Annotated in this window: 17 protein-coding genes, 1 tRNA gene and 1 riboswitch; of the genes, 5 read left to right on the top strand and 13 right to left on the bottom strand. The window is 29.8% G+C overall.

From position 1 onward, the window contains the following. Window positions 1–117: 117 nt before the first annotated feature. Window positions 118–2,697 carry an ATP-dependent chaperone ClpB gene (clpB, locus tag GQX97_RS01825; RefSeq protein ID WP_157150259.1) on the top strand — a complete coding sequence of 860 codons (2,580 nt, stop codon included), beginning with the start codon at window positions 118–120 and terminating at the stop codon, window positions 2,695–2,697. Between the two features lie 55 nt (window positions 2,698–2,752). On the opposite strand, the gene GQX97_RS01820 is transcribed toward clpB, so the two are convergent. From GQX97_RS01820 to GQX97_RS01795, 6 genes are all read right to left on the bottom strand, one after another. Further along, the gene (locus tag GQX97_RS01820) at window positions 2,753–3,349 is read right to left on the bottom strand and encodes an OmpA family protein (protein WP_157150258.1); all 597 of its coding nucleotides are present in this window, start codon (window positions 3,347–3,349) and stop codon (window positions 2,753–2,755) included. Between the two features lie 23 nt (window positions 3,350–3,372). Continuing rightward, window positions 3,373–4,611: a hypothetical protein gene (locus tag GQX97_RS01815; RefSeq protein WP_157150257.1), complete on the bottom strand. Its 1,239-nt coding sequence runs from the start codon at window positions 4,609–4,611 to the stop codon at window positions 3,373–3,375. A gap of 294 nt (window positions 4,612–4,905) precedes the next feature. Then, window positions 4,906–5,700: a hydroxyethylthiazole kinase gene (gene thiM, locus GQX97_RS01810; RefSeq protein ID WP_157150256.1), complete on the bottom strand. Its 795-nt coding sequence runs from the start codon at window positions 5,698–5,700 to the stop codon at window positions 4,906–4,908. Window positions 5,701–5,720: 20 nt separating this feature from the next. Continuing rightward, complete coding sequence (locus GQX97_RS01805) at window positions 5,721–6,512, bottom strand: PhzF family phenazine biosynthesis protein (RefSeq protein WP_157150255.1); 792 nt, start codon at window positions 6,510–6,512, stop codon at window positions 5,721–5,723. A 335-nt stretch (window positions 6,513–6,847) separates the two neighbouring features. Then, entirely contained in the window at window positions 6,848–8,200 is a 1,353-nt protein-coding gene (locus GQX97_RS01800) for a YjiH family protein (protein ID WP_157150254.1), read from the bottom strand. Window positions 8,201–8,312: 112 nt separating this feature from the next. Beyond that, a riboswitch (TPP riboswitch) is annotated at window positions 8,313–8,417 on the bottom strand. A gap of 4 nt (window positions 8,418–8,421) precedes the next feature. Continuing rightward, the gene (locus GQX97_RS01795; RefSeq protein WP_157150253.1) at window positions 8,422–8,961 is read right to left on the bottom strand and encodes a rubrerythrin family protein; all 540 of its coding nucleotides are present in this window, start codon (window positions 8,959–8,961) and stop codon (window positions 8,422–8,424) included. Window positions 8,962–9,240: 279 nt separating this feature from the next. Between GQX97_RS01795 and GQX97_RS01790 the strand changes: the two genes are divergently transcribed. From GQX97_RS01790 to GQX97_RS01775, 4 genes are read left to right on the top strand one after another with little or no spacing between them, the layout of a single operon-like run. Beyond that, window positions 9,241–11,100 carry a ribonuclease J gene (locus GQX97_RS01790; RefSeq protein ID WP_157150252.1) on the top strand — a complete coding sequence of 620 codons (1,860 nt, stop codon included), beginning with the start codon at window positions 9,241–9,243 and terminating at the stop codon, window positions 11,098–11,100. Further along, window positions 10,983–12,083 carry a signal peptide peptidase SppA gene (sppA, locus tag GQX97_RS01785; protein WP_232473238.1) on the top strand — a complete coding sequence of 367 codons (1,101 nt, stop codon included), beginning with the start codon at window positions 10,983–10,985 and terminating at the stop codon, window positions 12,081–12,083. Before GQX97_RS01790 ends, sppA begins: the two co-directional genes overlap by 118 nt. A 1-nt stretch (window position 12,084) precedes the next feature. Further along, complete coding sequence (locus GQX97_RS01780; protein ID WP_157150251.1) at window positions 12,085–12,648, top strand: hypothetical protein; 564 nt, start codon at window positions 12,085–12,087, stop codon at window positions 12,646–12,648. 9 nt (window positions 12,649–12,657) lie between these two features. Then, the gene (locus GQX97_RS01775) at window positions 12,658–13,953 is read left to right on the top strand and encodes an LptF/LptG family permease (RefSeq protein ID WP_157150250.1); all 1,296 of its coding nucleotides are present in this window, start codon (window positions 12,658–12,660) and stop codon (window positions 13,951–13,953) included. A 243-nt stretch (window positions 13,954–14,196) separates the two neighbouring features. Here GQX97_RS01775 and GQX97_RS01770 read toward each other — a convergent pair whose 3' ends face one another. The 7 genes from GQX97_RS01770 to fliG all read right to left on the bottom strand — a co-directional run bounded on the left by GQX97_RS01770 (window position 14,197) and on the right by fliG (window position 21,197). After that, window positions 14,197–16,299 (bottom strand): 6-bladed beta-propeller, encoded by a 2,103-nt coding sequence (locus GQX97_RS01770; protein WP_157150249.1) that lies wholly within the window; start codon window positions 16,297–16,299, stop codon window positions 14,197–14,199. An 86-nt stretch (window positions 16,300–16,385) separates the two neighbouring features. Then, window positions 16,386–16,458: transfer RNA gene (locus GQX97_RS01765), tRNA-Thr, on the bottom strand. A gap of 58 nt (window positions 16,459–16,516) precedes the next feature. After that, window positions 16,517–17,233 carry a lytic transglycosylase domain-containing protein gene (locus GQX97_RS01760; protein ID WP_157150248.1) on the bottom strand — a complete coding sequence of 239 codons (717 nt, stop codon included), beginning with the start codon at window positions 17,231–17,233 and terminating at the stop codon, window positions 16,517–16,519. A gap of 21 nt (window positions 17,234–17,254) precedes the next feature. Continuing rightward, a complete protein-coding gene (locus GQX97_RS01755) occupies window positions 17,255–17,692 on the bottom strand; it encodes a flagellar FliJ family protein (protein WP_157150247.1) in 438 nt (145 codons plus the stop codon). 17 nt (window positions 17,693–17,709) lie between these two features. Next, window positions 17,710–19,179 carry a FliI/YscN family ATPase gene (locus tag GQX97_RS01750; RefSeq protein WP_157150246.1) on the bottom strand — a complete coding sequence of 490 codons (1,470 nt, stop codon included), beginning with the start codon at window positions 19,177–19,179 and terminating at the stop codon, window positions 17,710–17,712. A gap of 45 nt (window positions 19,180–19,224) precedes the next feature. Continuing rightward, on the bottom strand, window positions 19,225–20,124 hold the full coding sequence (fliH, locus tag GQX97_RS01745; protein WP_157150245.1) for a flagellar assembly protein FliH: 900 nt from the start codon (window positions 20,122–20,124) through the stop codon (window positions 19,225–19,227). Window positions 20,125–20,162: 38 nt separating this feature from the next. Beyond that, window positions 20,163–21,197: a flagellar motor switch protein FliG gene (gene fliG / locus GQX97_RS01740; RefSeq protein WP_157150244.1), complete on the bottom strand. Its 1,035-nt coding sequence runs from the start codon at window positions 21,195–21,197 to the stop codon at window positions 20,163–20,165. Window positions 21,198–21,211 lie beyond the last annotated feature (14 nt).

Below are 21,211 nucleotides of genomic sequence, written 5' to 3'. Positions count from 1 at the left end.
TCTGGCACGTTTCTTGCATATATATAAACGTACAGCAATTAAATGCTGAAACAAAATTATTTAATAAAAATAATATAAAGGAGTTAGGCGGTTTAAGAGCCGTCAATTAATTAGAATATGGATTACAATAAATATACAATAAAAGCTCAAGAGGCAGTAAATGAAGCTGCTAATATAGCTAATGGTGAAGACCATAATGAAATAAAAAGCGAGCATTTACTTCTTGCATTATTAAAACAAGAGGACGGACTTATTCAGCCATTAGTTGAAAGAATAGGCGTTCCTATAAATACATTGATAGATAAAACTCAAAGATTAGTTGATGAAAATGTAAAGGTTACAGGTGAAAATGTGCAGTTACATTTGTCTACTAATGCTGGTAAAGTTTTAGCAAAAGCAGAAAAAGAAGCTAATGCTTTAAAAGATCAATATGTATCAACAGAGCATATATTCTTAGCACTTGTTGAAGCAGACAATAAAGCAGGCGACATGCTTAGGAAAAGCGGCATAAGCAAAAAAGAAGTTTTAACTGCATTAAAAGCATTAAGAAACGGACAAAGTGTTAATAGCCAAGACCCAGAAGCAAAAATGCAAGCACTTGATAAATATTGCCGTGATTTAACAGCATTAGCAGAAGCAGAAAAAATCGACCCTGTTATAGGACGTGATGAAGAGATAAGGCGTGTTATGCAGGTGTTGTCAAGAAGAACAAAAAATAATCCTGTGCTTATAGGTGAGCCGGGAGTTGGTAAAACTGCTATTGTTGAAGGACTTGCAAGAAGAATAGTTTCTCAAGATGTACCTGAGGGGCTTAAAGATAAAAGGCTATTAGCTTTAGATTTAGGTGCATTGGTAGCTGGTGCTAAGTTTAGAGGAGAGTTTGAAGAAAGATTAAAAGCTGTTATTACAGAGATAGAGAAATCTGAAGGCAACATAATATTGTTTATAGATGAGCTTCATACACTTGTAGGAGCTGGTGCTACAGAGGGAGCAATGGACGCTTCTAACCTTTTAAAACCTGCATTAGCAAGAGGCGAATTAAGAGCAATAGGTGCAACTACTTTAGATGAATATAGAAAATATATTGAAAAAGATAAAGCACTTGAGAGAAGATTCCAACAGGTTTATTGTAAAGAGCCTAGTGTTGAAGATACTATTTCAATATTAAGAGGTTTAAAAGATAAATACGAAGTTCATCATGGTGTAAGAATAAAAGACGATGCATTAGTTGCTGCTGCTGTTTTATCTAATAGATACATAACTAATAGGTTTTTACCAGATAAAGCTATTGACTTGGTAGATGAAGCTGCAAGCCAATTAAAAATAGAAATAGACAGTCAGCCTACAGAACTTGACAAAATTGAAAGAAAAATATTACAGCTTAATATAGAAAAACAAGCTCTTTCAAACGAAAATGATGCAGCATCTAAAGAGAGATTAGAAAAACTTGAAAAAGAATTATCTGAACTTTCTGAAGAACGCAACACTATGAAACTTCAATGGGATAACGAAAAAGGAAGAATTGAAGAAACTAGAAAATTAAAAGAAGAACTTGAGGCTTTAAATATAAAAGAGACTCAATATACAAGAGAAGGTAATTTAGCAAAAGCTGCCGAAATAAAATATGGTAAAATACCAGAATTACAGAAAAAATTAGAAGAAGCAGCAAAAGCTATGGAAGAAGCTAAAAACTCTGATAAGAAAAGACTTTTAAGAGAAGAGATTTCTGAAGATGATATAGCTAGAGTAATATCTGTATGGACTGGAATACCTGTAAGTAAAATGCTTACAAGTGAAAAACAAAAATACTTACAGCTTGAAGAAGTTTTACACAAAAGAGTTGTAGGACAAGATGAAGCTATAACTTCAGTTGCTGATGCTATAAGAAGAAACAGAGCAGGACTTTCTGATGAAAACAAACCGCTTGGAAGTTTCTTATTTATAGGACCTACTGGAGTTGGTAAAACTGAGCTTGCTAAAACACTTGCTGATTTCTTGTTTAGCGATGAAAAAGCTTTAACAAGAATAGATATGAGTGAGTATATGGAGAAGTTTTCTGTCAGCAGACTTATAGGAGCTCCTCCGGGATATGTAGGTTATGATGAAGGCGGACAATTAACAGAGGCAGTAAGAAGAAGACCTTATTCTGTTATACTGTTTGACGAGATAGAAAAAGCTCACCCTGACGTGTTTAATGTTTTACTTCAGGTATTAGATGATGGAAGACTTACTGACGGACAAGGAAGAATAGTAGATTTCAAAAATGCTATTATCATAATGACAAGTAATTTAGGCTCTGATTTAATTCTTGAAGCTAATGATACTAATGATATCAAAGAAAAAATTCAAGAGTTACTAAAAATGTCATTTAGACCAGAGTTCTTAAACAGAATAGATGAGATAATAACATTTACTAGACTTGACAAAAAATATATTGCTGAGATAGTAAGAAATCAAATAGCAAGAGTTGCTAACAGACTTAAAGACAGAAGAATAACTTTAGATGTGAGTGATGAGGCTATAGACTATATTGCTGATATTGGTTATGATCCTCAGTTTGGAGCAAGACCATTAAAAAGAGCGATACAGAATTATATAGAAAATCCATTAGCTAAAGAAATGCTTGCTGGAAAATATTTAGAGGGAGATACTATAAAAGTTGTAAAAGAGGGTGACGGTTTGGTTTTTGAAAAATAATATTAAATAAAAACAATATTAATGGCTTAGTATATGAATATATGCTAAGCCTTTTTTATTTTAAAAAATTGGTATTATTAATATAATAATTAATATAATAATTGCTGTAATAATAATTATAATTACTTAATTGATTTTCACATTTTAATGCCACAAAATCAACTCTTCTATTTTGAAAAGTATTAGTAGTATATTTAGGAGCAAAATAACTATATGGATAAATCTTTACTCTTTCATGATAAACACCAAAAGAAAGTATAACATCTCTTATAACACTTGCCCTTTGAAGAGAAAGTCTCATATTTAAATCCAATTTTTCTTTGCTTATCTCATCTGCATGTCCTTCTACTATTAAGATAGCATTTCTATTGTTGCTCATAAAGCTAATCATTTCATTCATCACATATGTGTAATCTTCTATATTGTATGCCTTTTTTCCACCTACTTTATAATATATTTCTTTATCTATGTTAAGCAAATATCCTCTTTCAGTTTGAATAGTGCTCATATTTGTACTTAAAATAAAATTATAATTGCATTCACTTTCAATATCTTTAGGTTTATCCCAAGAAAAATATATTCTTCTCTCTGGTATGAAGCAAGCTATTAAAACAAAAGGAATTAAAATAAACAAAAATATTTTATAACTCATTAAATTCTTAACCCCTTAAATATTTAAAACCTTATATTAATTGGTATAAATGAAATAGCAAGCTGCTTCGTAAATATACCATACTCTATAGAAAAAGCTTGATAAAATATATCAAAATGAAACCCAACTCTCATATCATAAACTTTGTAATACATTGTATCTTCTGAATTAGGCATATATAAATCATTAACAGTTATTTCATGACCAACAATATTAGCATAGCTTCCTATGCCATTAACACCAACTTTTGAATTTAAGCTTCCAAATACAATATCAGCCCCAATAGAAAAATAAGCATCTAAATATTGTATAACAGGTACTTTATCTCTCATCTTAAAACCAAATACAATCTTTGGACTTAAAGCAAAAGTTTTCCATTTGGATTCTAAAAAAGCATTCCCATTAAATACAACTCCCGTATCAGTGCCTCCATTATATCCTAAATAAAGAGGAACATATACGTTTCTATTATCTGTAGACATTTTTAAATGGCCTTCATCATAATTAAAATCCATTCTTAAGTCACCAAAGAAATATTTAGTTCTAAAAAGATAAGCCTTTAAAGAAGCTCCTATATTATATCCTAAAGATTCTATCTCAACATCATTAACAATTACTTCGTAAACATCTTTAAAACCTAAAGAGATCCCTCCCCTAATAGTTAAAGCTAAAGGTACAGGCCCAAGATTAACCTGTAAATAGGCATTAATATGAGGAATAGGAAGAAGTTCTAAAGAGTCGGATAATGATTCATAATCATTTTTTTTATTATTTTTTATTTTTTCTGCAGAAGATAAAGGTACATCAGTATATAAATTAATTCCAAAACTTCCTATAGGTGTATGCATTGGTATGAGAAGCCCTGTATTATTTCCAGAGGCCGCATTAAAAGCTGTTTTCTTTTTTAAAGCATTAATAACTGCAGTTGCTGTGCCTTGCTGCATATTAGCTAATTCTAAGAAACCTAATGTAGTTCCAACCAATAATATTACAGATTCATTTGTAGTGGTATCAAGAATTCTCTCTGGATTTTGAGCTATTGTCATAAGCTCTCCAAATGTAAATGTTTTTATACCGTCATCAAAAAGTTTATTCATCTGTTTGCTGTCAATTAAAATATTTAGAGTTTCTTTAGGAATATTATTATATTTGCCAGTTGATTCTACATAGGCATTAATAAAGGTTCCATAATCAATAGTTGGCAATTGAGAATATGCTTTAACACTAAGAACAGCAATAAATATAAAAACTAATTTTCTCATAATCAAATCCTACATCATAAACACAATTCGTCTGAAAATGTTTTAATAGTTATTTGGTGGTCTGATATTTCTGGCTTTTTTTCATTAATGTTTGGATATGATTGAGATAACAAATTTATTTTTTTGCATGACATTATTAATACTAATATTAAACACACAACCAATGCCGCTTTTATTCTCATAACTCAACTCAAAATAAAAATTACATAGTGCTGATAGTATATAATATTAATATTATTTTTCAAATCATTTTACTTGGAAAAATGAAATAATTAATGTTTTTTTAGTAAAAAATTATAAACTCACTCTTTTAGATGCATCGCTTATATCAAGTTTATAAAGCTCATCAATAAAAGCAACAGCAAAACTAGCAGGAGCATCAGATTTTTTTGAAGCCTTTTCAGCAGCCGAAGCCATTATGCACATAGCTGAAGTAGCAGCAATTAAAGGTTCAGACACCGCAAGTATAGCAGCTGTAATTGCAGTGGAAGTACAGCCCATGCCAGTATTTAAAGGCATTAAATGAGAACCGCCTTTCACATACAAAACCTTATCTCCGTCTGTGATAATATCAGTCTCTCCGCTTATGCTTACAACAGTGTTATATTCTTTAGCTAAATATTTTCCAGATTCTAATGCCATATTAACATTAGCACTGCTGTCTACTCCTTTGGTCTTTATGCTCTCTCCAGCAAGCACCATTATTTCAGAAGCATTTCCACGCACAACTTTTGGACTATAATTTTTAATTAAATCAATAGCAGTTTTAGTTCTAAGTTTTGTAGCACCCGCCCCAACAGGGTCAAGCACAAAAGGCACATTTTTTTTATTGGCTATCTCACATGCACTATGCATAGCTTCAATAGAAGTTTTTGTTAAAGTTCCAATATTAATAACAAGCGATGAAGCAATAGAAAGCATATCCTCAAACTCTTCTTTTTCAAATGTCATCACAGGAGAAGCACCCACCGCAAGCAATGCATTAGCTGTAATTTGCATAACAACATAATTAGTAATATTATGCACTAATGGGCATTTAGATTTCATATCTGTAATTGCTTTAAATATTTCATTTTGTAATGTACTCATTTTTTATAACTCCTTATAATTTAAATAAAAATTTCTGAAACGCAATATAAACATGCCTTTCCAGCTATAGTTAATTTATTATTTTTAATATTGCAATATAAAACTCCTGTTCTTGGAGAAGCCTGAAATGCAACAAAATAATCTTTATTCAATTTCTTTGAAAGCAAAGGTATAATATGGCAATGCCCAGAACCGCATACATCCACTTCATCTACGTCTAATTTTGGTCCGAAAGTTCTAGTAACACTGTCATATTTATTATTTTCTTTATCTTTTACATCAGATGTGATATGAAATAAAAGCCCATCTAATTTTTTTATAATCTCTAAATTAGGTTTTGCATTTATAACCTGATTTTCATCTTCCAATACACATACAATGTCACGTCCAATATAAGCTCCTAAAGGTTTTATTCCTCCTATAGCTTCTATTATATCAGATGTAATTTCTATAGGTTTCAAATCATAATTAGGTGTATCCATTTCATAAATATCATCTTTTTTTCTAATGGTTAATATACCTTCTTTCGTATTTAAGCTCACTTCATTAGAATGTTTTTCTGCAAAATTTAATATAGCATAAGCCACAGCAAGCACAGCATGCCCGCAAAAATCTATTTCACATTTCGGAGTAAACCAATACACATCATAATTATTTCCATTCTTTATTGTAAATACTGTTTCTGAAATATTATTTTCCATAGCAATATTTTGCATAAGTTCATGAGAAATATTTTTTTCTAATATGCAAACAGCCGTTGGATTGCCTTTAAAAACCTCATCAGCAAAAGAATCTATAATATAGTATTTCATAATTAATCCCCTACTTATTATATACTAAACATTTTTAAGTTTGTCAATTTTTTTATTCAACTTTTTCCCGCCGCAAAAAGTTGCAAAAAGTGAAAGTATAAAATTAGTATTAAATCATACTAAAATTGTACTACCTGTAAAATAATTTATTAAATTTAAGCAAAATATAACCTTTTTGCTTCTTTGCGGCATACCTAAATGTACTTCCTTCGGTCGCAAAAGAAGTGGAGTGCTACCCTACGGGCACGCTTCGCAGAGTGCAAAGCCCTGCAAATATTTTAAATTTAACAAATTTATTTTTAACAAAATATAGTTGTTTATGCATATACTAATTATCAACTAAGAAAGAAATATGCAAAAGGCACAGCAAATATCAATGAAAGTATTATTCTCTCAACCCATATTATCATCATATCTCTTATTTTTATAGGTATACCAACAGCCAATATTACAGGAATAGGAGCAGCAAAATATAAAATCTCTGCAACACACACAATAGCAACCACAGACTTAGCAAATTGACTAGCATACATTACAATACTTGAAGAACATGACATTTCAACTAATGTAACAGAACAAGCCTTTGCAACTATATAAGCCTCATCTCCAAGCCCAAGTAATTTAGTTATAGGCAAAAATATATAGCTGATAAGATTAAATAAAGGAGTATAATTCACTATCAAAAGCCCAATAAATGTTATAGCCATAAAATTAGGCATTACAGAAATAGAAACCATAAGCCCCTCTTTTAGATTCTTAACAACACTATTTAAAACTTTGTCAGAATGACTAGCAACTTCAGCAGCCTCATTTAATGCCATCTTAAAAATATTGCCCCCTCTGTATATAGGTTCTTCTGCAACTTCTTTATCCATATATCCATTGCTAGGTTTACTTCTTAACGGATAAAGTCTTACAGTTATAGCTGTTACTATAAATGTTATTAACATAGTGCCAAAAAAATATATATTCCATTTATCTATAACCCCAAACATCTTAGCTACAACTATCATAAAAGTAGTTGAAACCGTAGAAAATCCTGTAGCTATTATGCAGGCCTCTTTTTTAGAATAATAACCTTTCTTATAAACCTTACTTGTCATTAAAAGAGCAATAGAATAACTTCCAACAAATGAAGCTATAGCATCTAAAGAAGATCTTCCAGAAGTTTTCCATATAGGCTTCATTATACAACGCATAAATATACCAGCAAATGACATAAGTCCATAATCCACTAAAAACGATAAAAATATAAAACCTATACTATTAATCAATGCTATTTGAGTGAGTAAATTATAAGAAAAAAGAAGCATATTAGGCTTTAGAAAATCATCAGGACCTAATTTGAAATATGCCATTATAATAAATGGTATTGATGTAAGTTTAATAAATGAAAAAAATATTTCTGTTTTATTTTTATTCCAAGTCTTACTTATAAAAGGATATATTCCTCCAAACATAGTTATAAAAATACCATAATAAGGATCTACAAATGGAATTTTTCTTATAAAACTTACTAAATGGTCTATAGGTATAGATTTAACATCACCTATCTTAATAGGTATAAATAACATAAATATACCTATAAAACTAAGAACAATAAATTTTAAATAAATTGATTTACTAAATTTAATATTAGTTAAATCATTGCTGCTTAAAGCATTTTCAGAGTTTGAAACATTATTCATAAAAATTTCCTTTAATTAATATTTTTTTATAGAAACCTTAATGAAAATAATGAGTGCATAAAATTAGAAAAATAAAAAAACGAGACCAATTTAAGAAAACTGATCTCGTATTTTTTATACAAAATTATTTCCCTACACTGGCATTATCCAACAGGTTATAAGGGTCTAAGTTTTATAAACTTACTCTCAGCCTTTTCAAGCTCCCCTAAATATAAGCTCTATTAATATTTTTGAAACATTCTAGAAGAACCTCCGCAAGTCTCACATGTTTCTGGGAATTTATCAATATAGATATTTCCGCAGTTAGGACATAAATATAAAGTTATCTCAGTATTTGTATCTGCAAATTTAGCTTTAATTAACTCAAATAATTTAGCATGTTCTACTTCAACTTTACCAAGAGAAGTAACAGTAGAGCTTACTAATTTATTTTGCTGCTCTAGCATAACTTCAGCTAATTGAGGGTACAGAATTGTAGATTCATATACTTCGCCTTTAATAGCTACTTCTAAGTTGCTTTTATCATCTGAAATTTCAACATCAAGCAATTGAGGAACAAATTTTGTCATATCTAAGGAACTTCTTGATGCTAATTTTCTCATTTTTTCAGCATGTATTCGTTCTGCTAATGCTGTAGTAGAAAATACTTTTTGAACAGCTGGATTCTTAGATGCCTTAGAAAATTGAGAATATTTATTAGCAGCATTAGATTCACCTTGAAAAATAGAAAACAAAACTTCTTCAAGAGATTTTACAGCCATATAAATAACTCCTTCAAAATAGTATTTAATATTTTTTAATGTGTTCATAAAAAATATTTCTTTATTATTAATATATTATATTTAATAGTAAAAAATATCAAGTATGAAAATTAGTTATATTTTTTACCGCAAAATAACTTAAATGTTTTTACTATTCAAGTAAATAATTTTTATTATCAATAAAAAATAATAATTTATAATAACTTGACTTAATATTTCTTTACAGTTAAAATAAAAAAAATTTAAAAAATAACATAATAAAATAAAAGTAGTAAATAGATGAACAATAATGATAAGATAAGAATCATACCTTTAGGCGGCGTACAAGAAATAGGTATGAATATGACTGTTATAGAATACGGTGATGAAGTATTAATAATTGATTGCGGGTTTATGTTTCCTAAATATCATATGCTTGGTATAGATTATGTAATACCTGATACTTCATATTTAGAAGATAAAAATATAGTTGGATTAGTATTAACTCATGGACATGAGGACCATATAGGAGCTATACCTCATTTCTTAAGAAAATTTCCTAATATACCAATTTATGGTTCAAGATTAACTGCTGCTTTTTTAAGGGCTAAATTAAACGATTATAAAAATGAATATAGAGATGTAAAGATTTATGAATTAGAGCCTAGAAATAAAATTGAAATAGGAATGAACTTTGATATAGAGTTTATAAGAGTTAATCACAGTATACCTGATGGAGTTGGAGTTGCTATTACTACTCCTCTTGGTGTTATAATACATACAGGAGATTTTAAAGTTGATTTAAATCCTACTACAGATAAATTTATAGACCTTTATAAGTTTGCTGAATATGGTGAAAAGGGAGTACTTTTACTTTTAGCAGATTCTACCAACTGTCATAAGAATGGTTTTTCTATGAGTGAGAGTGTTGTTCAAAATACAATGACGCCTCTGTTTGCATATGAAGATGGTATGATAATTGTTGCTGTTTTTGCAAGCAGTATTGAGAGAATACAAGATTTGGTAACTGCTGCTAAGATTAATAATAAATATGTAGCTTTTTCTGGAAGGAGCTTAATTAAATATACAAAAATAGCTCAAGAGATGGGATATTTAAATCTATATGATATAGTTATACCAATAGATAGATTAAACAGATATCCAAGAGAAAAGATTGTATGCATAACTACAGGCACACAAGGGGAGCCTTATTCTTCTCTTTCATTGATAGCTGCTGAGGCTCATAAGCATATAAAAGTTGAAGACGGTGATATGGTAATATTTTCTTCTAGTGTTATACCGGGCAATGAAATGTCTGTTACAAGAATGATTAATAATCTTTATGACCTTGGGGCTAAAATGGTGGGTGAAGATAAAAAACTTCTTCATGTATCTGGACATGCTTCCAGTGAAGATTTAAAACTTATGTATAGGTTAGTAAAGCCAAAATATTTTATACCTATTCATGGAGAGAAAAGGCATTTAATTAGTCATATAAAATTAGTAGAAGAACTTAATGGTCTTAATTCTAAAGGTTTTTTACTATATAATGGTAATGTACTTGAAATAGATAGTTCTTTAGAAGCTAAAATTGCTGAACCTATAGAAATAAGAAATATTTATGTTGATGGTAAGGGTGTTGGTGATTTAGAAGATAGTATATTTTTTGACAGAGAACAATTATCTTTAAATGGGGTTGTTGTTGCTAATGTGGTAGCTAAGAAAAATAAAACCGGCAATTATGATATAAATATAGATATAGAAAGTAAAGGTTTTACATACAATGGAGCAGAAAAATCATCTATAATAAGTAAAAATGAAGAGCTTATTAAAGAAGGAAAAAACTCTGCAACAGAAGCTGTTAGAAAATTACTAAATAGAAATAAAAGAACACCTTCTACTATAAAATATGAAGTACGTGAGGCATTAAGAAAAAAGTTTATACAAATAATAGGAAGAGAACCTGTTATATTTGTATCACTTTATATAGACAATGTTTATGTAGATTTAGAGGAAAATAATATAACTACGGAGGAGGAAACATGTACGAACAAAACAATAAAGAACAAGAAAATAGTGCACAAGAAGAAAGTAAGGAATATACAAATAGCATCAAAAAAATTGAAAAAGAAAAAAATAAAGAAAGTAAAAGATTTATAATATTTTCTTTATTAATACTAGTTTCAATAATTATAGGAATTACTTCCATATTCAGCAAACCTCAAAATAAAATTTCATCTGTTATTATAAAAGGAAAAGAAACAAATATTAATGCTATACAAAACAAAGAAGGTATTGCAATTATAGATTTAGTAGGTGTAATATCTCATGTAGCAAGAAGAAGCTCTATTGGAATAGAAGAGAAATCTGTAACAGAAAAATTAATTGATGATTTTGAATATTATATGAAAGATGATAATGTAAAAGCAATAGTGTTGCAAATAGATAGCCCCGGAGGAGCTTTAACTTCTTGTGAAGAGGCTTTAAAATATTTGCAAGACTTAAAGAAAAAATATCCCAAACCAATAGTAGCTTCATTTAGAAGTATGGCAGCAAGCGGTGGATATTATATTGCTATGATAGCTGATAAAATATATGCCAATGAATCAACACTCACTGGAAGTATAGGCGTAATATCTCAATTTGTTAATGTATCTAATTTAATGGATAAATACGGAATAAAAATGTACACAATAAAAAGCGGCAGAAATAAAGATTCATTATCTCCGTTTAGAGAACCTAGAGAAGATGAGCTTGCTTATTGGCAGGATATGACTTATGAGTTTGTTGCTCAATTTACTAATGTGGTGGAAACTGCAAGAGGAGATAAAATTAAAGGCAACAGAGAAGATTTATTTGACGGAAGAGTATTTAGCGGAAAAAGAGCTTTAGAAGTAGGTTTAATAGACAATATTGGCACACTTCAAGATGCTATAAAAGGTGCTGCTGAAATGGCTGATATTACAGATGAAGAGCCTTATATTATAAAAAGACCAGAAAACAAAAACTTTATAAATTTTTTATTATCAAGTATGCCTTTTGTTTATAAACCTCAAGCCTTAATACCTTATGAGGAATTAATAAATACTAAATATATAGGTGTTCCTATGTATATTTATCTTCCTAATTATATAGGAGAGTAAAATGAAAATATACGAAGCTATATATTATTATTTATTATCTCCTAAAGAGGCTATAAAAAAAGAATTAAAATTAGAATATGCTTTAATAATATATTTAATAGCATCTATTAGTATATCAATATCAGCTTTAATAACTATTGGAACTAAAAGCTCTATATTTAAATTATTAATACTTGTTTTTGGAATATCAGCATACATTGCAATATCAAATATAATAAAAATAGCTGTTATTAATTTAACTACTACTCTGTTAAATATATCTAATAAAAACTGTATTAAAAAATTTATAAAAAATTATTTTGCTATATATGGAATATTTATTTTTATTTTACCAATAAGCTTAATTTTTATAAAAAACAGTGCCTTATTTTTTATACAGGCTATTAGTTTTATAATATTTCAAATATACTATTTTTTTATATCATATTATAATATAAAGGAATCTTTTAATATAAATAGTAGTTCTAAAGCATTCATGATTTTACTTTCTCCTATTATAATAGATTATTTAACATATATATCTTTGATTATATTAATATTTGGAGTTTTTATAAATAGTTTATAATTTGTTGTTATGAAAAAAATAAAGAAATATATTATATTAGAAGCTATAGGTCCTTTTATAGCAGGAGTATTATTTTTTACATTTATATTTGTAATACAGCTTTTACCAGAATTATTTAGGCTTATATTAAACAATGGAGCTCCTATATGGACTTCTTTAGAGATATTTGTTTATATGCTTCCATTCAACGTGGCAATTACTATACCAATGTCTATACTAATGGCTGGTATTATGGGATATGGAAGGCTTTCTTCTGATAATGAGATCATAGTAATGCGTGCTTTAGGTTTTTCTCATATGAGAATATATGCACCTATTATAATACTTGGCTTTTTTACTTTTTTATTTTCTTTATTTTTTAATAATGTTGTGATGACTGAATCAAATTATAGATATAGAGCTCTATTCTCCTATATAATTAATATAAGACCTTCTATTGCGGTTGGTAAATTGGAGTTTGCTTATATATCAGATATTAATTTATCCATTGGTGCATATTATAGCGATAATAATGGCATGTCTAATGTTGTTATTTATGATGGTAATTCTCAGGCTAGAAGAGTTATTACTGCTAAAAGTGGAAAATGGAAAAATAATGAGGCTAATTCTAAAGTTATAACATTAACTTTATATGATGGAATAGTTCAAGAGATGCCTGTATACGGTTTTGTAAGTAATGATTTTACCGTATTTAATGCTATGGATATTAATATAGTGAGAAATGTAAGTAAATTAAATGATCATGAAAGAGGACTTAGAGAAATTCCTGCTTGGGAGATAAGAAAAAAAATTAATGCCTCTATGAATGATTCACTTGTAGTTCTAACAAATCAAATAAGTAATATGATATCAACAGCCTATTCTAACTCATTTATAACCAACATAGACGGCACAACAAATATAATACTAACAAACGCTAATGTATCTTTTTCATCTTTTTCAAATACCTATGTTACCACAAACGCTGCTGAATTAGACAAATTATTTAAAACAACCAAAAAAGAAGCCGTACCTTATTTTTATTATGTGGAATTTCATAAGTTTATATCTATACCAGCGGCTTGTTTATTTATGGTATTTATTGGAGCCCCTTTAGGTATAGTGGGTAAAAGAAGCGGAAGAGGGTTTGGATTTGGACTTTCTGTAATAGTAGTAGTAATATATTATATTTTAATTACTGTAGCAGAAATTATAGCAGGAAATAGAACTATACCGGGATTTCTTGCTATGTGGTTTCCTAATATAGTATTAGCCGTCATAGGTGCGGTTCTTATGATACGCTCATTCTTTAGTAAAGGAAAATAATAATAGAGAGTTATTATATTTCTAAAGTTATATAGCTATATTTAATAAACTATTTTTTAAATACATAATCTTTATTTACTATAATATGATAGATACTTTTAATAAATTTTAAAGTCATTATTATAAAATAATTAATAGTAAGAAATAAATTTAAACTGCTAATATATTTTACAAAATATATTATAAAGGAATAGATTATACTTAAAAATCTATTCCTTTATAATATTTAAAATTTATAAACTTTTAAGGCAATATAAATCCAGATTCCTCTTCTCCAAACATATCTCTATAATTAACTCTCACCTTTAATGATCTATACTGACCTTTTTCTAAATTATTCTTAAAGCTATTAAAATAAATAAAATATCTTCCAAAATTAATGTTTTTTATATTCATAAGTTCATTAGCATAATTTATAGAATTGTCAGCATTTATAGTGTAACCATAAGTAGACTTAGTCATCAAATCATAGAAATAGTTTGTTTTATTAGTTCCAATATAAACCTGATTTAATGAAACAGCATTATTTTTTGCATAGTTATAAAGGTCTGTAAAATCCATCATAGAAAATACAGTATCATCAGGGTCACTTACTGAGAAATTAATAATAGCAGTCTTCTTAAAACTATTTGCAGAAAGCCTAATAGCTTCATAATAAGCATTATCTAAAGCAGATATTCCCCCTACAAATCTAAAATTATTAGCATTTTCTAATATTCTTAAATTAGCAGCAGAATATCCATCTGACTTATAAACCTCATCATTATAATGTATAACCATTACTTCATCATTGTTAGTTAAACTCAAAGTAAAATTACTAATCTCTTCTTTTATTCTATTCTCATAAGGTCTAGCAGCAGCACTATCTTCAATTAAAAATATAAATCTATACTCATGAAGTTCAGGAGCATCATACATTCCAACTTTTGTATATATATTATCATTCTCTATAACTTCAAAGTTTTCAGCAGTAAGCCCAATAATAGGATTAGTAAGTCTATCACGCACAGTTACAGAAGCAACAACAATAGGATATTTATTTAAATATTCTCTGTCAATAAATACGTCCAAATTAGCATAATATTCTTCTTTTCTTGTATAAACATCTATTCTTCCAGATAAGAAGTCCGTAAGATAAATACTATTATTAGCATCTTCTGTTACAGATGTAGGAGTAGCGGTGTATCTCTCAGAGTTATTAAACAAAGTAAAAATATCATTATTTATATCATAATAATAAACCCTGCTTCCATCAGCTATAAACAAATTCCCATCAGAAGCAAAAGATAATCCCCTAGGCTCATTAAATAATTCATGCCTAATAGTAGCAACATAATTACCGTTTAAATCGAATTTCTGCACTCTTTTATTGCCCATATCAGCCACATAAATATAATTATTATCAACCACTATGCCCGCAGGAGAAAAGAACTCCCCCTCATTCTCTCCCATTCTTCCGAAACTATCTAAATAATTACCATTAACATCAAATATTACAATTCTATTATTTCCAGTATCAGAAACATATAACCTTCCTCCATTATCAGTATATAAAGATGAAGGACCAAGAAGCTGCCCGTTGCTTATACCAGTATTTCCTATATTTGTGATATAATTTCCGTTATTGTCGTATTTAAATATTTTATCTCTTTTAGTGTTTGCTATATATATATATCCATTGTTATCAATAGTAAAACCTCTAGGATTTTCTAATTTCTCATAAGGATAAACTCTTGTTACAAACTGTATAGCTTTTCTCCACCAACTAGTTTGTTGCACTTCTAATCTTTTACCATTTGATATTTTTCTTATTAAGTTTCCGTTTACATCAAATTGCTTTAATGAAGAATCACTATAATCTAATACATACAAAGTACCATCTTCAGCCATTTCTATTTGTATAGGCTGATTAATATTTTTTAAGAAATTGGCATTTGTAGAGAAGTTTTTAAGATAAATAAAATTGCTTAAAACATCTTTAGTCTCTTCAGTAACATTTGCAGTATAATATTTATTGATTTTAGAGAGTATTATAGGGTCTTGATATCCCATTCTAGTAATATTCATCCATTCATTAATAGCAAGGTTCATATATCCAGCCTTATATAAAGCCCTGCTATACCAATATCTAATAAACTTATCCATTGGATTTGTGTTAAGAGAGGTTCTAAAGCTAGCTATTGCTGCGTCATAACGTTCTTGATTATAATAATGCACACCTCTGATTAGTTCTCTGTAAGAGTCATAGCTATCTGTGTTTACATAATACGGGGTTTTGTCTAAGGGGTATGAAAGCGATACAGTTATAAAAAAAATAACCATAAACGCTAGAAGTTTTACTCTCATAAATCCTCTTTTTATTAGTTTATTTTATGGTTTTATTAAATTAAAAATAATTACAAAACAAAAATATATAATAATAATGATAACAAAGCCCACTATCGGGATTGAACCGATGACCCTCACCTTACCATGGTGATGCTCTACCTGCTGAGCTAAGTGGGCATTTTTTCATTTTTATTATAAAATTACAGACTAAAAAAGTCAAGCAAAAATAATATGTTTACTTTATATAGCCTATAATATTTTTAACATAATTTTTAGTTTCATCTATATTAGGTATTCTTTGTAATTTATCTACCAAAGAAGGACCCGCATTATAAGCAGATAAAGATAAATCCAATCTGCCGTCATATCTATTTAGCATTTGTGATAAATATTTAGTACCAGCCATTATATTAGTATAAGGGTCTTTAAGCATCTCTTTATCGGTTACACCAAGGCCAACTCCTGTAGAAGGCATTATCTGCATTAAACCAATAGCACCTTTATGACTAACAGCATTAGGCATATAATTTGACTCTTGCTTTATAACTGCTTTAATTAAATCTTCAGGTACAGAATATTTAGCAGAAGCTTCTTTAATTATGTTATCATAAGTTGTTGGGAAAGATGCTTTTTTATATGCATTTAGAGCTTTAGCAAAATTATTAGTAGCATCATCATACACACCAAAAGAAATTTTACCATTAAATGCATCATTATTACTAGCATTTATTTTTTTATTGCTTGCTTCTACTGTTGCAGCAACATTATCAGTTTTATTTATATTATCTAATTGACTATTATTTTTTACAGAGTTTTCTGCCATAGCTTCATTTAAATGCTCAGAAAAAGACTTTGTAGGAGGAGTTGTATTAAGCGGAGCAAAACCCAATTGATTAAATCTCTCCTGAATCTCCCCTATTCTAACATGTATTCTTTGTACTGCCTCTATCATAAAAAAATCCTTAAATTATTTTTAATTGACATAATAGTCATTTTTCCATTCATCTAATTTAGACTGCTCTTCCTTGTTCATTAATTTCTTGTATTCCAACAACTTTTTCTCTTTCAATATTTCAACCGCCCTTCTCTGTTTAGTAGCTTCTTGTAAAATATTCTGCCTTCTTCTGAGCTCAATTCCTATTTCAGACATCTTTCTGTCATGTATTGCTATTTGAGAGTTTAATGCAAGCATATATTCCCCCAAATAAATACTCATATTAATCATTTCGCTACTGTCTTCAATAGAGTCTACTATTTTTATGCCATCATTTATTTTTAAAATGCAATTATCTTTACCCTCTTTTTCTCTGTTATATAAAGCAGAAACCTCCGCAACTTCAGCCTGTTTTTTTTTCTCTATGTTTTTTCTAAGTTTATATAAAGGCTCAAGTTTAAAATCAAATCTCTTCATAATCTTCTAACACTTAATTATAATATTACAACATTATCTTCCTGTTTAACATTGTCGGAAATTTTTGTATTGTCATTTGCACTTTTTACATCACCGCTATTAAGCAAATCCTCTTCTATTTCGCCTTTAGAGAAAAACATAGAAAGTAAGTTTTCTTTACTGTCAGCAAAAGTAGAAAGCTCATACATATCCTGCTGTAAATATCTGTCCATCATAGGTTTATATTCTATAGCTCTATCAACTTCAGGCATACTTCCCTTAGCATATCCCCCAATCATAATAAGCTCTTTAACTTCATTATAATCAGCACTCATTTTCAAAAACTCTCTAGCAGCCTTTTTATGCATATTAGAAACTACTTCATTCATAATCCTAGATATGCTTTTGTTTATATCAATAGCAGGGAAATGTCCTCTATTAGCTAAATCTCTTGATAAAACAATGTGCCCGTCTAATATACCTCTAACTGCATCAGTAATAGGCTCATCCAAATCATCACCTTCAACCAATACATTGTAGAAAGCAGTAATTGTACCCTTTGAAGAAGTACCAGTTCTCTCTAATAATTGTGCCAATTCTGAAAAAACACTAGGAGTATATCCCCTTGTAGTAGGAGGCTCACCTCTAGAAAGCCCTATTTCTCTTTGAGCCAAAGCAAAACGAGTTACAGAGTCCACCATAAACATAACATCTTTGCCCTGATCTCTAAAATATTCGGCTATTGTGGTAGCAGTATATGCAGCACGAACCCTCAAAAGCGGAGCATCATCACTTGTAGCAACAACTACAACGCTTCTTTTTAAGCCCTCTTCTCCAAGGTCTCTCTCTATAAAATCTAATACCTCTCTTCTTCTCTCACCAATTAATGCAATAACATTAACATCAGCATTAGTGTTTCTAGCTATCATAGATAAAAGTGTAGACTTACCAACACCAGTACCGCTCATTATAGCCATACGCTGCCCCTTACCAACTGTAAGAAGCCCATCTATCGCACGCACGCCTGTTTGTATATTTTTTTTGATTCTTGGTCTATTTAATGGATTTACAGAAGTATGATTTATAGGTATAGGAGTTTCATAAAACTTATGACCGCCTCCGCTTAATGGCTTACCCATGCCATTTAATACAGTGCCTAAAATTTTATCAGAACAAATTATAGATAAAGGCTTATCAGAAGAATAAACCATATTTCCAAAAGTAATACCATTTACACTGCCATAAGTAGAAAGCAAAACATCTTGATTTCTAAACCCTATAACTTCAGCATCTATATATGTGTCGTCGTTTTTAAATATACGGCAAATATCTCCAAGCTTTGCAAAAGGCCCTTCACTCACAACAAGCGAACCTATAACCTCTTTTACCTTACCGCAAAACTTGAGCATTGCAACATCATCAACAACCTTTCTATATTTGTCAAAAGAGTCATGTATCTCTCTAAAAGAATGCTCTCTATCAGTTTCTAATCTGCCGCCTTCAAACATAAATAAACCTTTTTATTATTATAGTAGTTTTTTAAACAGTTTTAATTAAAATCCTTTTATAGGCTCTACTTCTTTTATAGCAGTTTCTATTTCATTTAATTGAGTGTTAATTCTAGCATCAATGTCGCCGAAGTCAGTTTCTATCATACAACCGCCCACATCAACATTAGGATCCTCTAATACTGTAACCCCCTCAATCTTGTCAAGCATCTGATAAAACTCATCTTTGTGCCTTGCAGAAATCTCTAAATCATCAATATTTACTCTTATAGTGATTTTAGTTCTTCCTTTAATTCTTCTTAATGCCTCTTGAATATTTCTTATTACTATACCTTTGTCTTTTTCTGTGAGCATTTTTACCACCCTCTTAGCAATGAGTATAGCAACCTCTATAAGCTGAGCTTCTGCTGTGTCTATTATTTCATTTCTCTTATTAATAGTTTCAGCTAATATCTTTTTTAATTTTTCATTGAGTTTAATTAAATCATTATTGCCGTCAGCAAAAGATTTTTCAAAGCCCTCATCATAACCTTTAGCATATCCTTCTTTGTATGCAGCTTCTTTTATAGATTCAGACTCGCTTTGTATTTTTTCTTTTTCAGCATTAGCATCTTGTATAATTCTTGAAGCATCCACTTTAGCCTGCTCAGACATAATATGCACTTCATTTTGCTTAGATTTAAAAATTTCAAAAGCCTGATTTTTAGCATCTTCTATAATTCTTTGAGCCTCATCAGCAGCCTTTCTTCTCATGTCTTTTAAATCTTCTTCCCACTGAGCTCTAAGTCCAGCAATCTCTGCCTCAATTTCCTCTATAGAAGGACCATGATATTCTTCCTGCTCTTCAAAATCTATCTCTTCCTGAAGCTTATGATGCGGTACAGCTATATTAACTTTTTGAGTAAGTTCAACGATACTTTTAGCCTTAAAAACCTTTTCTGGCATAATTTAAACTCCTAATTAATAATCAAAATAAATACACATCAAACAACCATCTCATCTTCACCAGCACGAGCCACAACAATGTCTCCCTGCTCTTCAAGCTTACGAATGATATTAACAATTTTCTGCTGAGCTTCTTCAACATCTTTAAGACGAACAGGTCCCATAAAGTCCATATCCTCTTTAAGCAATGCAGCAGCACGTTTTGACATGTTTCTATAAACCTTATCTTGAGCATCAGAATCGACACTCTTAAGTGCCTTAGCCAAATCGCTAGAATCAACTTCACGAAGTACTTTCTGTATAGCCCTGTCATCAAGTAAAACAATATCTTCGAATACAAACATACGTTTCTTGATTTCTTCTGCAAGTTCCGGATCGTCCTCTTCCAAACTCTCGATAATACTTTTCTCTGTAGATCTATCAACGCTGTTAATAATTTCAACTATAGAATCTATACCGCCTGCAGAAGTAAAGTCTTCACTAGCAAGTGTAGAAAGTTTTCTCTCAAGTACTCTTTCAACCTCTCTTAAAACCTCAGGAGAAGTTCTGTCCATTGTAGCAATTCTCTTAGCAACATCAGGCTGTATTTCTGAAGGCAATGCTCCTAATATGCTTGCTGCCTTTGGAGCTTCCAAATATGCTAAAATAAGTGCTATAGTTTGAGGGTGCTCACCTTGTATAAAGTTAAGTAAGTGAGCTGGATCTGTACGGCGTATAAAATCAAACGGTCTTACTTGTAATGAAGAAGTAAGTCTGTTTATTATATCGCTTGCTTTTTGGCTTCCTACAGATCTTTCAAGCAAGTCTCTAGCATAATCTATACCGCCTTGAGTTATAAAGTCTTGAGCTATCATCATCTCTTGGAATTCTCTAAATACAGCATCTTTATCGGCAGATTCAATATTCTCAAGTCTCGCAATATCAAATGTGATTTGCTCTATCTCCTCTTCGCGTAAATGCTTAAATATCTCGCTAGAAGCTTCCATTCCTAAAGAAACTAAAAATATAGCAACTTTCTGACGTCCGCTTAATACGCGTTGTTTTTTTTCTTTTTCATTAGTAGCCGCAGCCATACTTAAACTCCTAT

This window comes from Brachyspira sp. SAP_772, from assembly GCF_009755885.1.
In the GTDB taxonomy this organism is placed as follows: Bacteria; Spirochaetota; Brachyspiria; order Brachyspirales; family Brachyspiraceae; genus Brachyspira.
The sequence above is the reverse complement of the archived record's forward strand: the minus strand, read 5'-3'. Positions and strand labels throughout refer to the sequence as shown.